The 15,954-nt window shown below is 67.4% G+C and carries 11 protein-coding genes; 8 read left to right on the forward strand and 3 right to left on the reverse strand.

Annotated elements, in window-relative coordinates:
* The first annotated feature begins 67 nt into the window (after positions 1-67).
* A complete protein-coding gene (locus tag D4Q52_RS22710) occupies positions 68-1,879 on the forward strand; it encodes a FecR domain-containing protein (protein WP_119858865.1) in 1,812 nt (603 codons plus the stop codon).
* A 25-nt stretch (positions 1,880-1,904) separates the two neighbouring features.
* On the opposite strand, the gene D4Q52_RS22715 is transcribed toward D4Q52_RS22710, so the two are convergent.
* The gene (locus D4Q52_RS22715; RefSeq protein WP_147407845.1) at positions 1,905-2,333 is read right to left on the reverse strand and encodes a hypothetical protein; all 429 of its coding nucleotides are present in this window, start codon (positions 2,331-2,333) and stop codon (positions 1,905-1,907) included.
* 239 nt (positions 2,334-2,572) lie between these two features.
* Between D4Q52_RS22715 and D4Q52_RS22720 the strand changes: the two genes are divergently transcribed.
* Positions 2,573-4,849, forward strand: coding sequence for a CHASE2 domain-containing protein (locus D4Q52_RS22720; RefSeq protein WP_119858847.1), 2,277 nt, complete (start codon positions 2,573-2,575; stop codon positions 4,847-4,849).
* Positions 4,850-5,166: 317 nt separating this feature from the next.
* Here D4Q52_RS22720 and D4Q52_RS22725 read toward each other — a convergent pair whose 3' ends face one another.
* Entirely contained in the window at positions 5,167-6,588 is a 1,422-nt protein-coding gene (locus D4Q52_RS22725) for a sensor histidine kinase (RefSeq protein ID WP_119858866.1), read from the reverse strand.
* A 325-nt stretch (positions 6,589-6,913) separates the two neighbouring features.
* Between D4Q52_RS22725 and D4Q52_RS22730 the strand changes: the two genes are divergently transcribed.
* The 6 genes from D4Q52_RS22730 to D4Q52_RS22755 all read left to right on the forward strand — a co-directional run bounded on the left by D4Q52_RS22730 (position 6,914) and on the right by D4Q52_RS22755 (position 14,471).
* Positions 6,914-9,601, forward strand: coding sequence for a DUF1522 domain-containing protein (locus tag D4Q52_RS22730; RefSeq protein ID WP_119858848.1), 2,688 nt, complete (start codon positions 6,914-6,916; stop codon positions 9,599-9,601).
* Between the two features lie 65 nt (positions 9,602-9,666).
* Positions 9,667-10,275 (forward strand): flagellar biosynthesis repressor FlbT, encoded by a 609-nt coding sequence (locus D4Q52_RS22735; RefSeq protein ID WP_119858849.1) that lies wholly within the window; start codon positions 9,667-9,669, stop codon positions 10,273-10,275.
* 135 nt (positions 10,276-10,410) lie between these two features.
* Positions 10,411-11,100 (forward strand): helix-turn-helix transcriptional regulator, encoded by a 690-nt coding sequence (locus D4Q52_RS22740; protein WP_234831294.1) that lies wholly within the window; start codon positions 10,411-10,413, stop codon positions 11,098-11,100.
* Positions 11,101-11,619: 519 nt separating this feature from the next.
* The gene (locus D4Q52_RS22745; RefSeq protein WP_234831295.1) at positions 11,620-12,219 is read left to right on the forward strand and encodes a helix-turn-helix transcriptional regulator; all 600 of its coding nucleotides are present in this window, start codon (positions 11,620-11,622) and stop codon (positions 12,217-12,219) included.
* A gap of 186 nt (positions 12,220-12,405) precedes the next feature.
* Positions 12,406-14,136, forward strand: a complete 1,731-nt coding sequence (locus D4Q52_RS22750; protein ID WP_119858852.1) for an FAD-binding protein — start codon at positions 12,406-12,408, stop codon at positions 14,134-14,136.
* A complete protein-coding gene (locus tag D4Q52_RS22755) occupies positions 14,133-14,471 on the forward strand; it encodes a 2Fe-2S iron-sulfur cluster-binding protein (RefSeq protein ID WP_119858853.1) in 339 nt (112 codons plus the stop codon). Before D4Q52_RS22750 ends, D4Q52_RS22755 begins: the two co-directional genes overlap by 4 nt.
* Positions 14,472-14,478: 7 nt before the next feature.
* Here D4Q52_RS22755 and D4Q52_RS22760 read toward each other — a convergent pair whose 3' ends face one another.
* Entirely contained in the window at positions 14,479-15,687 is a 1,209-nt protein-coding gene (locus D4Q52_RS22760; protein ID WP_119858854.1) for an MFS transporter, read from the reverse strand.
* Positions 15,688-15,954 lie beyond the last annotated feature (267 nt).

A 15,954-nucleotide genomic window follows, 5' to 3' on the forward strand; every position in this document is an offset into this window, starting at 1 on the left:
GGAGCGCAGCGACGAAGCAATCCAGGCCACGGCGCGCGGCGTCATGGATTGCTTCGCTTCGCTCGCAATGACGAGAGTCCGTGCTTGGGTTGGTCCAAGCTTGCTCGCCGCATTGACGGTCGCGCTGCTCGGGACGAGCGCGCTGGCGCAGGAGGTCGGCAAGGCTTCCGCGGTCAATCCGAACGCCACCGCGAATATGCGCACCATCTCCATCGGCGCCTCGATCACCCACAAGGAGCGGATTCAGACCACCTCGGCAGGGTCGGTGCAGCTGCTGTTCGTCGACAAGACGTCGATGACGATCGGCCCGAACAGCGATCTCACCATCGACGAATACGTCTATGACCCGAATGCCGGGCGCGGCAAGCTGGCGGCGACGCTGGGGAAGGGCGCGCTGCGCTTCGTCGGCGGCCAGATCAGCCACAGCGGCGACGCCGAGATCAAGACGGCGTCTGCCACCGTCGGCATCCGCGGCGGCGTGGCGCTGATCGGCACCGGCCACGTCTATGCCGGCTACGGCGCCCTGACGGTGTCGGCGGGCGGGGTCACGGTCTCGCTCAGTCCCGGCGAGTACACGGCCCTGCAACGCGGGCAGGCGCCATCACCACCCGGGCCGCCGCCGCCGAATTTCGTGCTGAGCCAGATCCAGCTGTTCCAGAGCGGCAGCGGGCAGAGCGGCGGCGTCGCGCGCGGCACGGCGTCGCCCGCCAATGTGCGGCGCGCCGAAGCCCGCGCCACCGGCACGCCCGGCGGCTCGGTGGCTGGTTCGCTGACGCCGGCACCGCCGCCGCCACCTCCGCCGCCGCCGGTCGCCTCGACGCTGACCCAAACGATCCAGACCTCGACCCAGCAGGCCGCGGTGCTGCAGGAGATCGAGCAACACCCGACGCCTCCGCCTCCGCCGCCACCCCCACCGCCACCGCCGCCACCACCGCCACCACCGCCGCCGCCGCCGCCACCGCCGCCACCACCGCCACCACCGCCGCCGCCGCCGCCATCGCTGTCATTGACCGGCTTCGTCACTGGTCTGATGAAGACGTTCGTGAATGATTTCGAAACTCGGTCTTCGACCGGTGTGATTGGCGGCACGGCGACGATTGCGCTCGATGGGGCGTCGGGACGGATGCAGGCCAATTTCAACGCTCAGGTCGCGCAACCGCCGGATTCGGCCTATCTGCCGTCCGACGTGTCCTATCAGTTCGGCTCGACCGATCCGTCGCTCGACCCGCAAAGCGCTTATGCCGACTACAACAATTTCGGCGGCAGTGCCGCCCACGACAAGACCGGCAAGCCGTTGTCGACCATCAACGGCATGGCGATCACCAACCACACGGGCGTCATGGTCACGGTGACTCAGCAGACCGCGCGGACGCTCGCCCCCGACAACGGCTCGACCACGACGAACTTCTGCGAGTGCGACTACACGCGCTGGGGCCTGTGGGGGAGCCAGAGCACGCAGCAGCAATATTACGACACGGCGCTCGGATTCTGGGTGGCGGGCCGGCCGACCACGGTCGGGGAGGTGCCGACGCAGGGCCAGGCGACTTACGGCGGTCACGTCATCGCCCATATCGAGAACAACGGCAGCAGCTACGTCGCCTCGGCCGATTTCAGCAATACGGTGAACTTCGGATCGCGAACCGGCCAAGTCACGGTGACCGGGCTGGACAACACCAACTACGCCGGCCAGGTGCAATTCATGCAGGACCCGCGCAATTTCACCGGGGCGCTGGCGGGCAACACCGGCGAACGGCAGATGGCGCTGACCGGCAGCTTCTTCCGCGGCGTCTCGAGCCCGGTCGGCGAAATGGGCGGGGCGGTCGGGCTCACCGGCACCAACTATCTCGGCTCCGGGATCTTCGCGGCGAAGATGAAGTAATCGCCGCGGCCGATCAGGGCGCGGCTCAGAACCGATGCGCCACCGGACTGGCCCGACCGGAGATCGCCGCGGCTTGCTGCCCGGCCGGCCGAACGCCGGGTGGCAAATAGCGGGCGGTCGCGGTTGCCTCGGCCTTGGTGGCGGGGTCGACGATTTCGATCGAGACCGACATCCGGTCCGCGGACGGCGTCACGGACCGGATCGTCGCGGAGCGATCGCCGATCGCGCGCCGGGCGGCCACCGAGGTGGCGGCCTGACGGCCGGCGGCGGTCGCGTGATCGCTGGCGGCGAGGGCATGAACACCAGCGATGGCGGCTTCGTCGGCGATCTGCTGCAGATGGGTATGGCCGTTCGCGCGCGTCGTCATGGCGTAGGTTGCGATCGCGGCCAGCGGCAACATCGCGAGAGCGATCAGCGAACCCAATCGCTCGCCACGGGATTCCCTGCGCAGCATCGCCTCGCCCCCTCATCGCTGCGTCGCGCCGGGAGGAGGGCCGTGGTCAGGCCGCGAAAGCAGTGGCCAGACCCGGCAGATCTTCCTAACATCGCGACGTCTATCGGTTCGGTCCGGATCATCCGGGCCGTATCTGCTGCCACAACGTTCGATCGCATGGACCGGTTCCGTCATCATCATCGCGCGTGGTCGCTCCCGCAGCGCGGTAGCCGGCCTGCCGAATCGAAGCGGGGCGCGCGATGCGGCGGCTAAGTCGCGGCGCGCATCCGGTGCGGAGCCGCGTCGCGACGGCGTGGTTGCGGCTGCGGCGGCTCGGCCGCAGCAAGTCGGTGAGGGCGGTCGCGGCGGCTCTGGCCACGTTGCTGCTGCTGACTGCGCTGCGCGCCTACGATCCGCGGCTCGTCAACGAGACCAAGGAGCGCGCCTTCGACGCGTATCAGCGGCTGTCGCCGCGGCCGGTCGCAGATCTGCCAGTGCGGATCGTCGACATCGACGAAGCCTCGCTGGCGGCGTTCGGGCAGTGGCCGTGGCCGCGGACGCGGCTGGCGGCGCTGACCAGGCGACTCGGCGAACTCGGCGCCGGTGTGGTCGCTTACGACATCGTCTTCTCCGAGCCCGATCGCACCACACCAGGGCGGCTCGCCAACGAACTCGGCACCGCCGATCTGCCCGATCGCGATCTCACGATCGCGCTGCTGAATAGCCTACCGGATCACGACGCGAGCTTCGCGCAGGCCATGCAGGCGACGCCGACCGTGCTGGGCTTCGTTGCGACCCGGGCGCCGAATGCGACGCGGCCGACGGTTAAGGCCGGGCTGGCGGTGGTCGGCGTGACGCCGACCCAGGTGCTGCCGCCGTTCCGCGGCGCGGTGTCCAATCTGCCGCTGCTGGATCAGGCCGCCGCCGGAACCGGCGCCATCAATCTGTCGGCGCGCGACGATTCCGGTGTGGTGCGGCGGCTGCCGATGCTGATGTCGGACGGCAAGCAGGTGTATCCGAGCCTGGCGATCGAGGCGCTGCGGGTGGCGCAGAACCAGAAGGGCATCGTGGTACGCGGCACCGGCGCCAGCGGCGACGCCGATACCGGCCGCGCCGCGCTGGTCGATATGCGGGTCGGCCAGTTCAAATTGCCGCTGACGCGCGACGGCGAGGTCTGGGTGTATTATCACCGCGAGCAGCCGGACCGCACCGTGTCGGTCAAGGACGTGCTCGACCCGGCGAAGGACGCGCAGATGCGCGAACAGCTCGAGGGCATGATCGTGCTGGTCGGCACCTCGGCCTCCGGTCTGCTCGACGCCCGCGCCACGCCGCTCGGCCAGGTCGTGCCGGGCGTGACGATTCACGCGCAACTGATCGAGCAGATCATCTCGCAGGACTTTCTCGAGCGGCCGGACTGGGCCGACGGTTTCGAGATCGTGCTGACGCTTCTGCTCGGCTCGCTGGTGACGGCGCTGCTGCTGGTCGCCGGCGCGCGGTTCTCGCTGATCGCCTGCGGCGTGGTGTTCCTCGGCGCGATCGGCGGCTCGTGGGTCGCGTTCTCGCATTTCCGGCTGCTGATCGATCCGGTGTATCCGTCGCTGGCCACGCTGGCGACCTATGTGGCGGTCGAGCGCGTGCTGCACGTCGCCTCGGTGCGCGAAAAGACCTTCGTCCGGCAGGCGTTCGGGCAGTACCTCGCGCCGGCACTGCTCGCCAAGCTCGAAACATCGACCGAGGCGATGCGGCTCGGCGGCGAGATGCGCGAGCTCAGCGTGATGTTCATGGACGTGCGCGGCTTCACGCCGATCTCCGAAACGTTGAGTGCGACCGAGCTGGTCGATTTCATCAACACGCTGCTGTCGCCGCTGTCGGATGCGATCCAGGACGAGCTCGGCACCATCGACAAATACATCGGCGACTCGATCATGGCGTTCTGGAACGCGCCGGTCGACGTGCCGGATCACGCCGCGCGCGCCTGCCGCGCCGCGCTGCAGATGCGCGCGGTGGTCGAGCGGCTCAACGATGCCGACGCGTTCGGCTTCGCGGCGAGGGGGCTTGCCGACCCGCTGGTGCGGATCGGGATCGGCATCAACACCGGCACCGCCTGCGTCGGCAATATGGGCTCGGCCAAGCGCTTTAACTACTCGGCGATGGGCGACGTGGTGAACGTCGCGGCGCGCATCGAGAGCGCCTCGAAGGAATTCCGCAGCGACATCCTGGTGTCCGACGACGTCGCCCGCGCAGCGCCCGGCCTGGCGCTGCTCGAAGCCGGCGAGATCATGCTGAAGGGCAAGTCCAAGCCGACGCGTCTCTACGCGCTCGCCGGCGACGAGACGCTGGCGACTACCTCGCGCTTCACAGCATTGAAGCAGAGCCACGCCGAACTGCTGACGGCGCTCGCGGCCGGCGACGCACACGCCGCGACAGCAGCGCTCGCCGCCTGCCGCGCGCAAGCCGGCCCGGCGCAGATCGGCCTATACGACCACTTCGCAGAGCGGATCGCCGAACTAACACCTCGGCGGGAGCGCGCCGAGTAGGAACAGACGTCACCACACGACGCGGTCGTCGTCGTGACAGTCGTCTTCAAATGCCCAGCTCAACCGATTTCAAACCGCTTAGTTGCTGACAACGTCCGTCATGGCCGGGCTTGTCCCGGCCATCCACGCCTTTTCGGCGTTTCCGTCAGCAAGGCGTGGATGCCCGTCACAAGAGCCTGTGCTCGGGCCGGCGAAGCCGGACCCGAGTGCCGGGCATGACGTGCGGAGACGTGAGTGCCAGATACTTCCGACTGAGTTTCCCGCGAAGCTGAGGGACGCAAGCAGCGAACCAGTGGGTTATCGCTTGACCTCTTCGTTCATCCCGCCGCGACGTCCACCGCTGGCACCGATTGCTGTTCCGCATCCGCCCGTGGCAGGGTGAAGCTGAACACGGTGCCGCCTTCCGGCAGTGTCGAGGCGGCGATCGAGCCGCCGTGGGCCTGGATGATGGTTTGCGAGATCGACAGGCCGATGCCCATGCCGTCGGTCTTGGTGGTGGCGAACGGCTGGAACATGCGTTCAGCGATCCGGGCATCGAGGCCCGGGCCGGTGTCGGCGACGACGATCTCGACCATGCTGCCCGCTGCCGGGTGGCTGGCGATGGTGAGGCGACGCTCCCGCTCGTCGCGCATCGCCTCGAAGGCGTTGCGGATCAGGTTGAGAAACACCTGCTGCACCTGGACCTTGTCGACCAGCACGCGGTCGGTTGCCGGGTCGAGCGTCAGCGACACGTCGACCGGACGGTCGCGGGTGACGACCGAGGCGAGCGCCAGCGCGTCCTCGGCGATCGCCCGCAGGCTCTCGACGCTCTTGTCGGTCTCGCCGCGGCCGACGAAGTCGCGCAGCCGCTGGATCACCGCGCCGGCGCGCAGCGTCTGCTGCGCCGCCTTGTCGAGCGCCGCGCCGATCCTGGCCTTGTCGGGATGGCTGCTGGCTTCGATCAGCCGGCGCGACCCCTGCACATAATTGGTGATGGCGCCGAGCGGCTGATTGAGTTCGTGCGCCAGCGCGCTGGACATTTCCCCCATGGTGCTGAGCCTTGCCACCCGCATCAGTTCGGCCTGCAAATCCTGCAGCCGCTGGTCGGCTTCCTGCTGCCGCGCTGCCGCGCGTTGATGCTCGAGCAGGAACGCCGCGATCGCGGCGCTGCCGACGGCGAGAATCAATAGGCAGGCGGTGATCAGCGCCGCCGCAAGGCTCTCGCGGTCGTGCTTGTGCATCCGCTCGGTCAGCAGCCCCTGTTCGACGCGGGTCAGCGTCGTCAAACTCGCTTCGACCCGCTCGGTCAGCTGATCGGTGCGCGCCTGTTCGAGAATATCCAGCGCCTCTCGCATCCGCTCCGGGCCGAGCTCGATAACGCGGCCGAGTTGAGCGGTGCGCATGTCCACGAACAGTCGCAATTCGTCGACGCGCGCCACATGGGCGGGATCGTCGCCCACCAACGCCCGCAGGCTGTCGAGCCGGGACCCGACCGCTTCATGGGCGCGGCGATAGCCTTCGTTGTAGCTCTCGATGCCGGTGAGCAGATAGCCGCGCTCGTTGGTTTCGGCTTCCAAAACGGCGCGCTGGATACCGGAGATCGCCAGCAGCACGTCGTTGGTGTGCTGCACCCAGGAGAAGCTGTCGCGCAGCCGCATCAGGTTCAGGAACAGCGCGCCCGCAATCACGATGAACAGCAGCAGGGTCGCGCCGAGCAGGAGCGGCGCGTGGGTGGCAGTTGCAATCGATTTGCGTGTCATCGGCATCAATAGGGACCAGTGCCCGACTACCCTAAGTCGAGCACTGATCAAGCTCAATGTGCGGCGCGGAGCCGGCCGCGCGCCCGACATCCGACAGCCGCTGTTCCGAAGCACCGTTGGATCCGTCTGCCGCTGGTGCCGCAGGCCCGGGTGCCCGAACCGCAGCCAAACGAAGCGTTACGCCCGGCACGTCCAATCGGGTGAAGCCGACGTCCGAACGGACGTCGGCCGCTTCAACGATCATTTGCGCGGCCCACCCAAAGATGACGAGCCGACAGAAAAGTTCGGCGCAACGACACGCCATTGCCCAGAAAGGCAAACGTCCATGTCAGGTATCGTCCTCTCCAATGCCGTCCGCCAGAACCTCTCGTCGCTTCAGGCCACGGCCGACTTGCTCGCCACCACGCAAAGCCGCCTGTCCTCCGGCAAGAAGGTGAACACGGCGCTCGACAATCCGACGAATTTCTTCACCGCGGCGTCGCTCGACTCGCGCGCCAGCGACATCAACAACCTGCTCGATGGCATCGGTAATGGCGTGCAGATCCTGCAGGCGGCCAACACCGGCATCACCTCGCTGACCAAGCTGGTCGACAGCGCCAAGTCGATCGCCAACCAGGCGCTGCAGACCACCTCGGGCTACGCCACCAAGTCGAACGTCTCGGCGACCATCTCGGGCGCGACCGCCGACGACCTGCGCGGCACCCAGAGCTTCAGCAACGCGGTCGCCAGCAGCAACGTGATCTTCGACGGCACCGCCGGCGGCGCCACCGCGGCGTCCGGGTCCGACACGCTCGGCGGCACGCTGGTCAGCATCGCCGGCTCGGCCAAGACGGTCGTCGCGGCGGCCGACAACAGCGGTCTCGCCGCCAACGGGCTGACGGTCGGCACCTCCGGCACCGCTGCGACCGGCGCCAACAAGATCAGCGAACTGACCAACGGCCTGACCGACACTGCTACCGGGCCGGCTGCCGGCGACGCGATCACCGTTAACGGCAAGACCATCACCTTCACCACCGCCGGTGCCGCGAAGGCGGATTCCGAAGGCAACTACACGATCGGCATCGACCAGACGTTGACGTCGTTGCTGAAGACGGTCGACACCATCAACAACAACGCCGGCGGTTCGACGGCGTCGACGGTGACGGGCGGCAAGCTCGAACTGCACTCGGGCACCAACAGCCCGCTGACGATCAGCGACAATGCCGGTGGCACCGTGATTGCCAAGCTGGGCCTGACCGCCGCAACCGGCAAGGTGGACACCGCGGCGTCGGCTTCGCCGGCGGCCAACATCACTGCGGACACCCAGCTGTTCAACAGCCATGGTGGCCTGTCGACGACGGCGATTGCCGACGGCACCCAGCTCACCGTCAACGGCAAGACCATCACCTTCAAGACCTCGGACGCACCGCAGGGCAACAATATTCCCAGCGGCACCGGTGTGCTGGGCCGCATCGGCACCGACGGCAACGGCAACTCGACGATCTACCTCGGCAACCAGGACAAGTTCACCAACGCCACCGTCGGTGACCTGCTGACCGCGATCGATCTTGCCAACGGCGTCAAGGCCGCGTCGATCTCGAACGGTGTGGCGACCATCTCCACCAACACCGCATCGGGTCAGACCGCGTCGGATGTCAGCGGTGGTATCGTCACCATCCGCAGTTCGACCGGCGCCGACCTCAACCTGACCGGCCCGACCGACCTGCTGGCCAATCTCGGCCTGACCACCGCGAGCGGCTCCGGTCCGCTGACCCTTACCAAGCAGCGCACCACCAATGGCAATTCGCTCGGCACGCTGATCCAGGATGGCTCGACGCTCAACGTCAACGGCCACACCATCACCTTCAAGAACGCCGCAGTGCCGACCGCATCGGCCTCGCACACCGGCATTTCCGGTAACGTCGAAACCGACGGCAACGGCAATTCGACGGTTTACCTGCAGAAGGGCGACCTCGACGACGTCATGAAGGCGATCGACCTGGCGACCGGCGTTCGCAAGGCGACGCTCGGCAATGCCGGCGCGGTGATCTCGACCGCCAATGGTGCGGCGAACTCGTCGATCGCCAGCGGCATGCTGAAGATCTCGACCGGCCTGCAGTCCGACCTCAGCATCACCGGCACCGGCAATGCGTTGGCGGCGCTGGGCCTGACCGGGCCGAGTGGCACCGACACGACGTTCACCGCGTCGCGCGGCGCCAGCGCCGGCAGCCTGAACGGCAAGTCGCTGACCTTCACGTCGTTCAACGGCGGCGCCGGCGTCAACGTCACCTTCGGCGACGGCACCAACGGCACCGTCAAGTCGCTGGCTCAGCTCAACGTCGCGCTGGCCGCCAACAACATGACGGCCGCAATCGACAACGCCACCGGCAAGCTGACGATCTCGACCTCGAACGACTATGCCTCGCACACGCTCGGCGGCAACGAGGGTGGCGTGCTCGGCGGTTCGGCGCTGGCCAATCTGACCTTCACAACGCCGCAAGCGCCGGTCGCCGACGTCAACGCGCAGAACACCCGCGCGGGGTTGGTCAAGCAGTTCAACGACATCCTGAACCAGATCAAGACCACGGCACAGGACGCCTCGTTCAACGGCGTCAACCTGCTCAACGGCGACACGCTGAAGTTGGTGTTCAACGAGACCGGCAAGTCGACGATTTCGATCCAGGGCGTCACCTTCGACCCGACCGGCCTCGGCCTGTCGAACCTGTCGTCGGGCGTCGACTTCATCGACAACAAGGCGACCAATGCGGTTCTCGACAAGCTGAGCGCCGCCTCGACCACGCTGCGGTCGCAGGCATCGGCGTTCGGTTCGAACCTGTCGGTGGTGCAGGCCCGTCAGGACTTCTCGAAGAGCCTGATCAACGTGCTGCAGACCGGCTCCGCCAACCTGACGCTGGCCGACACCAACGAGGAAGCAGCGAACAGCCAGGCGCTGTCGACCCGCCAGTCGATCGCGGTGTCGGCGCTGTCGCTGGCCAACCAGTCGCAGCAGGGCGTCCTGCAACTGCTGCGTTAACGGAACTGATCGAGCCGGCGGCGGTTCAGCCGCCGGCTCGATTGCCTGAACCCAGGAGAGCCGAGATGGCCTTGCCCGAGATGAAACTTGCTGCCGCCATGCTGCCGCCGCGTGCTGCGCGCAAGCCGCCATCCGGATTGAAGGTCACGCTCAAGCCGTTCGAGCGGATCGAGATCGGGGCGCTCACGCTGATCAATGGCTGGACCGAGCCGTCGACCTTTTCGATCGAAGGGTTCGCGCCGGTGCTGCGCCAGGCCAACACCATGCTCGAAGAGCGTGCCGAGACGGCGTTGCGGCAGGTCTATCTGCGGCTGCAGAAGCTGTATCTGCGGCGCGACGGCGCGACGCTCGAAAACTATCGGGAAGCGGCCGGCCGTCTTCTCGACGAGACGCCTGCGGCCGCCGAGACAATCGCGAAGGCCGACCAGGCGATCGCCGAGGACCGGCTTTATGCTGCGCTGAAAGCGTACCGCGATCTGCTCGATCGAACCGACGCGGGATGGTCGGCGCAGCCGTCCGAACCCGCTCCTATTACCCAGGGGGATCGCGAGATGCCACTGCGTGTCGAGTTCGTTCGCGACCGCCGTCGTTACCGCGCGGGCCAGGGCCGCACCGCGGTTGAAACAAGTGCGTCGCCAAAATTGGGGATGACGACTCGCGCGACGTCACTTTAGCTTTCCGCACAACTACCAGTCACGGCTCGCCCGTTCTGCGCGCGCCGGTGGGATTTCGATCGTTCATTTCGACGCAAGATCATGTTGGGCTCGAGCCTATCGAAGATCATTAAAGGGATCGGTATCAGCGCCCTTATGATCGATCGCAACGGCAGAATTCTCGAAGTCAGCGACGAGTCAGAGGTGTCCGGCTCCGGGCGGCCACCGAGCAAACTCGGCAAGAGCTACTTCGACGCCTGCATCCGGCCCGACCGGCATTCGCTGGAGTTGCTACGCGGTTTCAAGAACCTCGCCGAGAGAACGATTGATTTCTTCGCGACGGTCAACTGGCGCGAGGAGGACGGCGAGCGCAAGCATTTCCTGATCGTCGCAACGCCCTGCGAGGACGATCCCGACGCCATCGTGGTGTTGCACATCGATCTTTCGGTGCTGCTCGGCGGTCGTCGCGAGTTGTCGGCGCTGATGGTCGGGCAGGGTGCTGTGGCGGCCGCGCTGGCCGAGGTGGCGATGATCAGCGCCGTGCGCGGCGCGATCGTCGACGCGCTCGCGGCCTCGCAGGGGGGCACGCCGACGCTGACGATCACCACGCCGGCGCGTGAAGCGCAGGTGCTGCACGAACTGACGCCGTCGCAGCTGGAGTTGCTGCCCTATCTCGCCAGCGGCAAGAGCAATCGCCAGATCGCCAAGGAGCGCGACATGAGCGTGTTCACCGTCAAGTCGCAGGTCGCCGGCATCATCCAGAAGCTCAACGTTGCCAATCGGACGCAGGCGGCGTTGTTCGCGATGCGCAACAGCGAGGCGCTGGGACTACGCGCACAGGCGTGAGGCGACGGCCGCCTGAGCGATCGCCGAAGCTGTCACCACAGGCACGACCTCATGGTGAGGAGGCGCGCAGCGCCGTCTCGAACCATGGCCGCACGGATGCGTGGCCCCATCCTTCGAGACGCCCGGCTTCGCCGGGCTTCTCAGAGCCCGGCCGGACATGCGGCCTTTAGATTTGGGCACTTCCGTCTCCACGGGTCATGCCCGGCCTTGTGCCGGGCATCCACGCCTTGCTGACGGCAACGCAGGAAAGGCGTGGATGGCCGGGACAAGCCCGGCCATGACGGACGCGATCGATGATCGCGATGCCAGATTGATGTAGCAGATTGTCGGATTAGCAAATTCGCTGCTTCGCTGCAGAATTGAGATCGCGCGCCGCGCGCAGCTTGATGTAGGCGGCGCGTGATGGCGAAGTTGGAAAGAAGCGTGAGAGGTGGTGCATGAAGGCGTCAGACGCATTCACCAATCCACACGGCTGTGATCGTGATGTCGCGGTCGCCGGTTAGCAGCGGAGGTGTCTCGGTGGAGGCGCTCGATGCGCTGTCGCTTTACAGCGTCATCCTCGACACCGATGGCCGTTGTACGAAGCTGTCGCCCGGCGCCGCGGCGCTGTTGGCCGAGGGGGCGCTGCTGACGCTGCGGCTGTCGCGGCTTCGCTGCAGCAATTCGGCCACGGCCGTGGCGGCGTGCCCGCGGACGGCGGGGCCGATCGACCTCGATCATCAGCTCGCACCGTGCATCGGCTGCCTGACGGGGCAGCCCTTACAGGCGGACGGGCGACGTTGCTCGATCTCGATCAGCGACAGTCATGATCGGTCGCTGCATGTACGGCTGACGCCGATGCCGAGGCACGATCGCGAGGCGTTCAGCGAAGCGGCCGTGCTGCTGGTGATCGAGCCAATCTGGACCCCGCGGTCCGCCGAGCTCCTGCCGGACATCGCGGTGATCCTCACGGCAGCCGAACGCGAAGTGGCGACGGAACTACTCGGCGGCCTGCGTCCGACCGATATCGCGCATCGACGTCGGGTCGCGGTCGGGACGATTCGATCCCAGATCAAACGCATCTACGCGAAACTCGGCGTGTCGGGTGTGGTCGAGTTCATTGCGAAGGCACGTCGCTGAAGAAACGGGCAGCGCATTGCCGCGACATCCGTCTAGTCCAGCTCGAAGGCTATCGTCGTCGCGGAGCGGGGACGCGCATGTCTCCTATGCTTTGACTTGCCGCGACGGTGTCGAGACAATCCGTCAGGTCGTGCCGTGTCGGTCCGGCTGATGGCGCCCGTGCGGCGCCGGGGAGGTGGCGCCACAATGGTGAGTTCGAACGCGGTCCGCGACACAAGTCAGGAAGCGAGTCACCTCGCGACCGACGTTCTGATCATCGGAGCCGGTGGTGCTGGCATGTATGCGGCGCTGGAAGCGGCGTGCGAAGGCGCCTCGGTGCTGCTGGCGGATCGCAGCCTGATCGGCCGCGGCGGCGCCACCGTGATGGCGCAGATGACGGTGGCGGCGGCGCTCGGCGAGCAGACGCCGGATCATTGGGAACACCATCTCGCGGATACGCTGAATGCAGGCCGTGGGCTCTGCAATCCGAGCCTCGCAGCGCTGCTGTGCGAGGACGGGCCGCGCCGGCTGCGCGAGATGGACGCGTGGAAGGTCGGCTGGGCGCGCGAGGACGGCCATATCAAGCAGGCGCAGGCGCCGGGCCACGACCGGCCGCGCTGCGCCTATGTGGATTTTCTCTCCACCGGTCCGGCAGTGTCGCGCACGCTGCGGACGCAGCTCAACAATGCCCACGGCATCCGCCGGATCGGCGATCTGTCGATCGTCGATATCGCCGTGCAGGATGGCGTCGCCTGCGGCGCGACCGCGCTGCATGTCACCTCCGGTGAGATCGTGACGATTGCCGCCAAGGCGGTGGTGATCGCGACCGGCGGGCTGACCCGGCTGTACCGGCGCAACAGCGCGTCGTCCAACATGAGCGGCGACGGCTATGCGTTGGCGCTGCGCGCCGGCGCCGAACTGATCGACATGGAGTTCGTGCAGTTCTTTCCGATCGGGCATCTGGCGCCGCGGCTTGTCGGCATGGACCCGATCATGTGGGATCCGTTCCGCTACAAGCTCGGCGGCAAGCTGCTCAATGCGCAGATGCGCGAGTTCGAGGAGGACTACGCGAGTCGTGACACGCGCAGTGACGGCCGCTACGTGCTGACCCGTGATCTCGCGACCTACGCGATCACCAAGGAAGTCGAAGCCGGCCGCGGCAGCCCGGCCGGCGGCGCTTACTTGAGTTTCCAGCACGTGCCGGAAGCCGAGATCCGCCGCGCCTTCGGCCCGGTGGTCGACCGGCTCGCCGCCAACGGCATCGATCTTGCCCGCGCGCCGGTCGAGGTCGCGCCGATCGCGCACTATCACATGGGCGGCGTTCGCGTCGACACCGAGCTCGAAACCGCGGTGCCCGGCCTCTATGCCTGTGGCGAGGCGGTCGGCGGCGCCAACGGCGCCAACCGGCTGTCGGGCAATGCGATCACCGAAGCCTTCGTGTTCGGCGCACAAGCCGGCCGCAGCGCCGCGCGCCGGGCAGCGCGGCAGTCGTCGGCATGGTCGGCGGAAGCCGCAAAGCCGGCGGCCGAGCTGCTGCGCGGGACAGAGGCGGGCTCGCGGGACAACCCTGCCGCGCTGATCACCGAGTTGCAGGCGCTGATGGCGGATCTGGTCGGACCGTTCCGCACCGAGGACAGGCTGCGGCGCGGCATCGCCGGACTCGCGGCGTTGAAGCAGCAGGTCGGCGAGGGCCCGTGGGCGGCGCCGCGCGGCTATGATGCCGAACTGCTCGACTGGCTCGACCTGCGCAACATGGTGCTGGTGGCGCAATCGGTCGCGCTGCCGGCGCTGGCGCGCACCGAAAGCCGCGGCGCGCATCAGCGCGAGGATCACCCGGGCCTCGACGAGACATGGACAGTGAATCAGATGATCACGTTGGCGAACGGCGAGTTGAGCCTGACACGGAGTGCGCTGCCGAGCGGGAAGGCCGCGGCATGAAGGCGACGCTGCAGATCCAGCGCGGCGGCCCCGGCGATGCGCCGCGGGTCGAGAGCTTCGAGGTGTCGTTCGAGGCGGGGCAATCGGTGCTGGACGGACTGCGCGCGCTGCGCCTCAGCGCCGATCCGACGCTGGCGTTTCGCTACTCCTGCATCAACGCCAATGCCTGCAAGGAGTGCATGATGCTGATCGACGGCGACGTCGACTACGCCTGCACGGTGCGGCTCAAGGAGGGCATGACGGCGCTGGCGCCGCTGCCGAAGAAGGCGCTGGTGCGCGACCTCGTCACCGAGATCGCGCCGCCCGACGAGCGGCTGCACGGGCGCGCTGGATAGTCTGCGCTCAGGCCAGCGCCATCCCGGCCTGCCGAGGCGGGAACGGCCGGAACGCGGCGAGGATCAGCATCGCGGTCAGGCCCATGCCGCAGGCGGCGATATACATCGGCGCGTAGCTGCCGAGCTGGTCGTAGATCATGCCACCGACCAGCGGGCCCGTCGACATGCCGAGGCTGCCGGCCATGCTGATGCCGCCCATGATGGTGCCCATCATCCGCAGCGGAAAGTTCTCGCGGATGATCACGGCGTAGAGCGGCATGGTGCCGGCGTAGATGAAGCCGACCACCACCGCCACCGCATAGAAGCCGCCGAGCCCGCTGACGAAGGCATACGACAACACGCCGAACGCCTGTGCCAGCAGCCCGAGCACCAGCACGCGCTGCGCGCCAAAACGGTCGCCGGCGACGCCGAAGCCGATCCGGCCGAACATGCCGGACAATCCTTCGACGCTGTAGATCGACACTGCGGCGATCATCGGGATGCCGCAGGTCACCGCGTAGCTGACGGTGTGGAAGATCGGGCCGGAATGCGTCGCGCAGCAGAAGAAATTCGCCAGCAGCAGCGTGGCGAATTGCGGCGAGCGCACCGCCGTGCTCAGCGTCATCTCGCCTTGCGTGGCATCGGCGCCAAGCCTCGCGGGACCGGCATCCAACGCCGGCGGGCGGCGCACCAGCAGCGCGGCGGGGATCATCAGCGTGGCGGTGATGGTGGCGACGATCAGCATCGCGTTGCGCCAGTCGGTGGCGGTCACCAGCCAGGCGGCAAGCGGCGCCATCGTCAGCGGCGCCATGCCCATGCCGGCCGAGACCAGCGACACCGCGAGGCCGCGCTGGGTGTCGAACCAGCCGGTGACGCTGGCCATCATCGGCGCGAACACTGCGGCGGTGGCGGCGCCGACCAGCACGCCGAACAGCAATTGGAATTCGATCAGCGAACCGGCGCGGCTGGCGAGCGCGAGGCTGGTCGCCAGAATGGCGGAGCCGGCGAGCACCACAGGACGTGGCCCGAACCGGTCGGACAGATTGCCCCAGACCATGCTGGCCGCCGCCATCGCCAGAAAGCCGATGGTCATCGCGGTGGAGATGCCGGTGATCGACCACCCGGTCTCCGCCGCCATCGGCTGCAGGAACACGGGCAGGCAGAACATCGCGCCCGCCGCGACGCAGCCGAGCAGCCCGCCGGCCGCGACGATCACCCAGCGATAGGGATGGTTCATGGGGGCTCCTTACGCGACGTTCATCGGTCTTCAGGTTTGTTGCTTGCACCTGACCCTTGTCATGGCCGGGCTCGTCCCGCCTGCGCGGCCGAAGCCGCTTCGGCGCGGCGAAGGCCGGGCCATCCACGCCTTGTCTGCATCGCCTTCAGCAAAGGCGTGGATGCCCGGCACAAGGCCACTGCTGTCCGGCTTAGTTTTAGTGGACAAAGCGCATGGCGTTGATTCTTCTGTATTCCGAGCGTCTGGCAACGTTTCGGGACACGGGAG

The sequence above is a fragment of the Rhodopseudomonas palustris genome (assembly GCF_003591005.1).
Lineage (GTDB): Bacteria > Pseudomonadota > Alphaproteobacteria > Rhizobiales > Xanthobacteraceae > Rhodopseudomonas > Rhodopseudomonas palustris_K.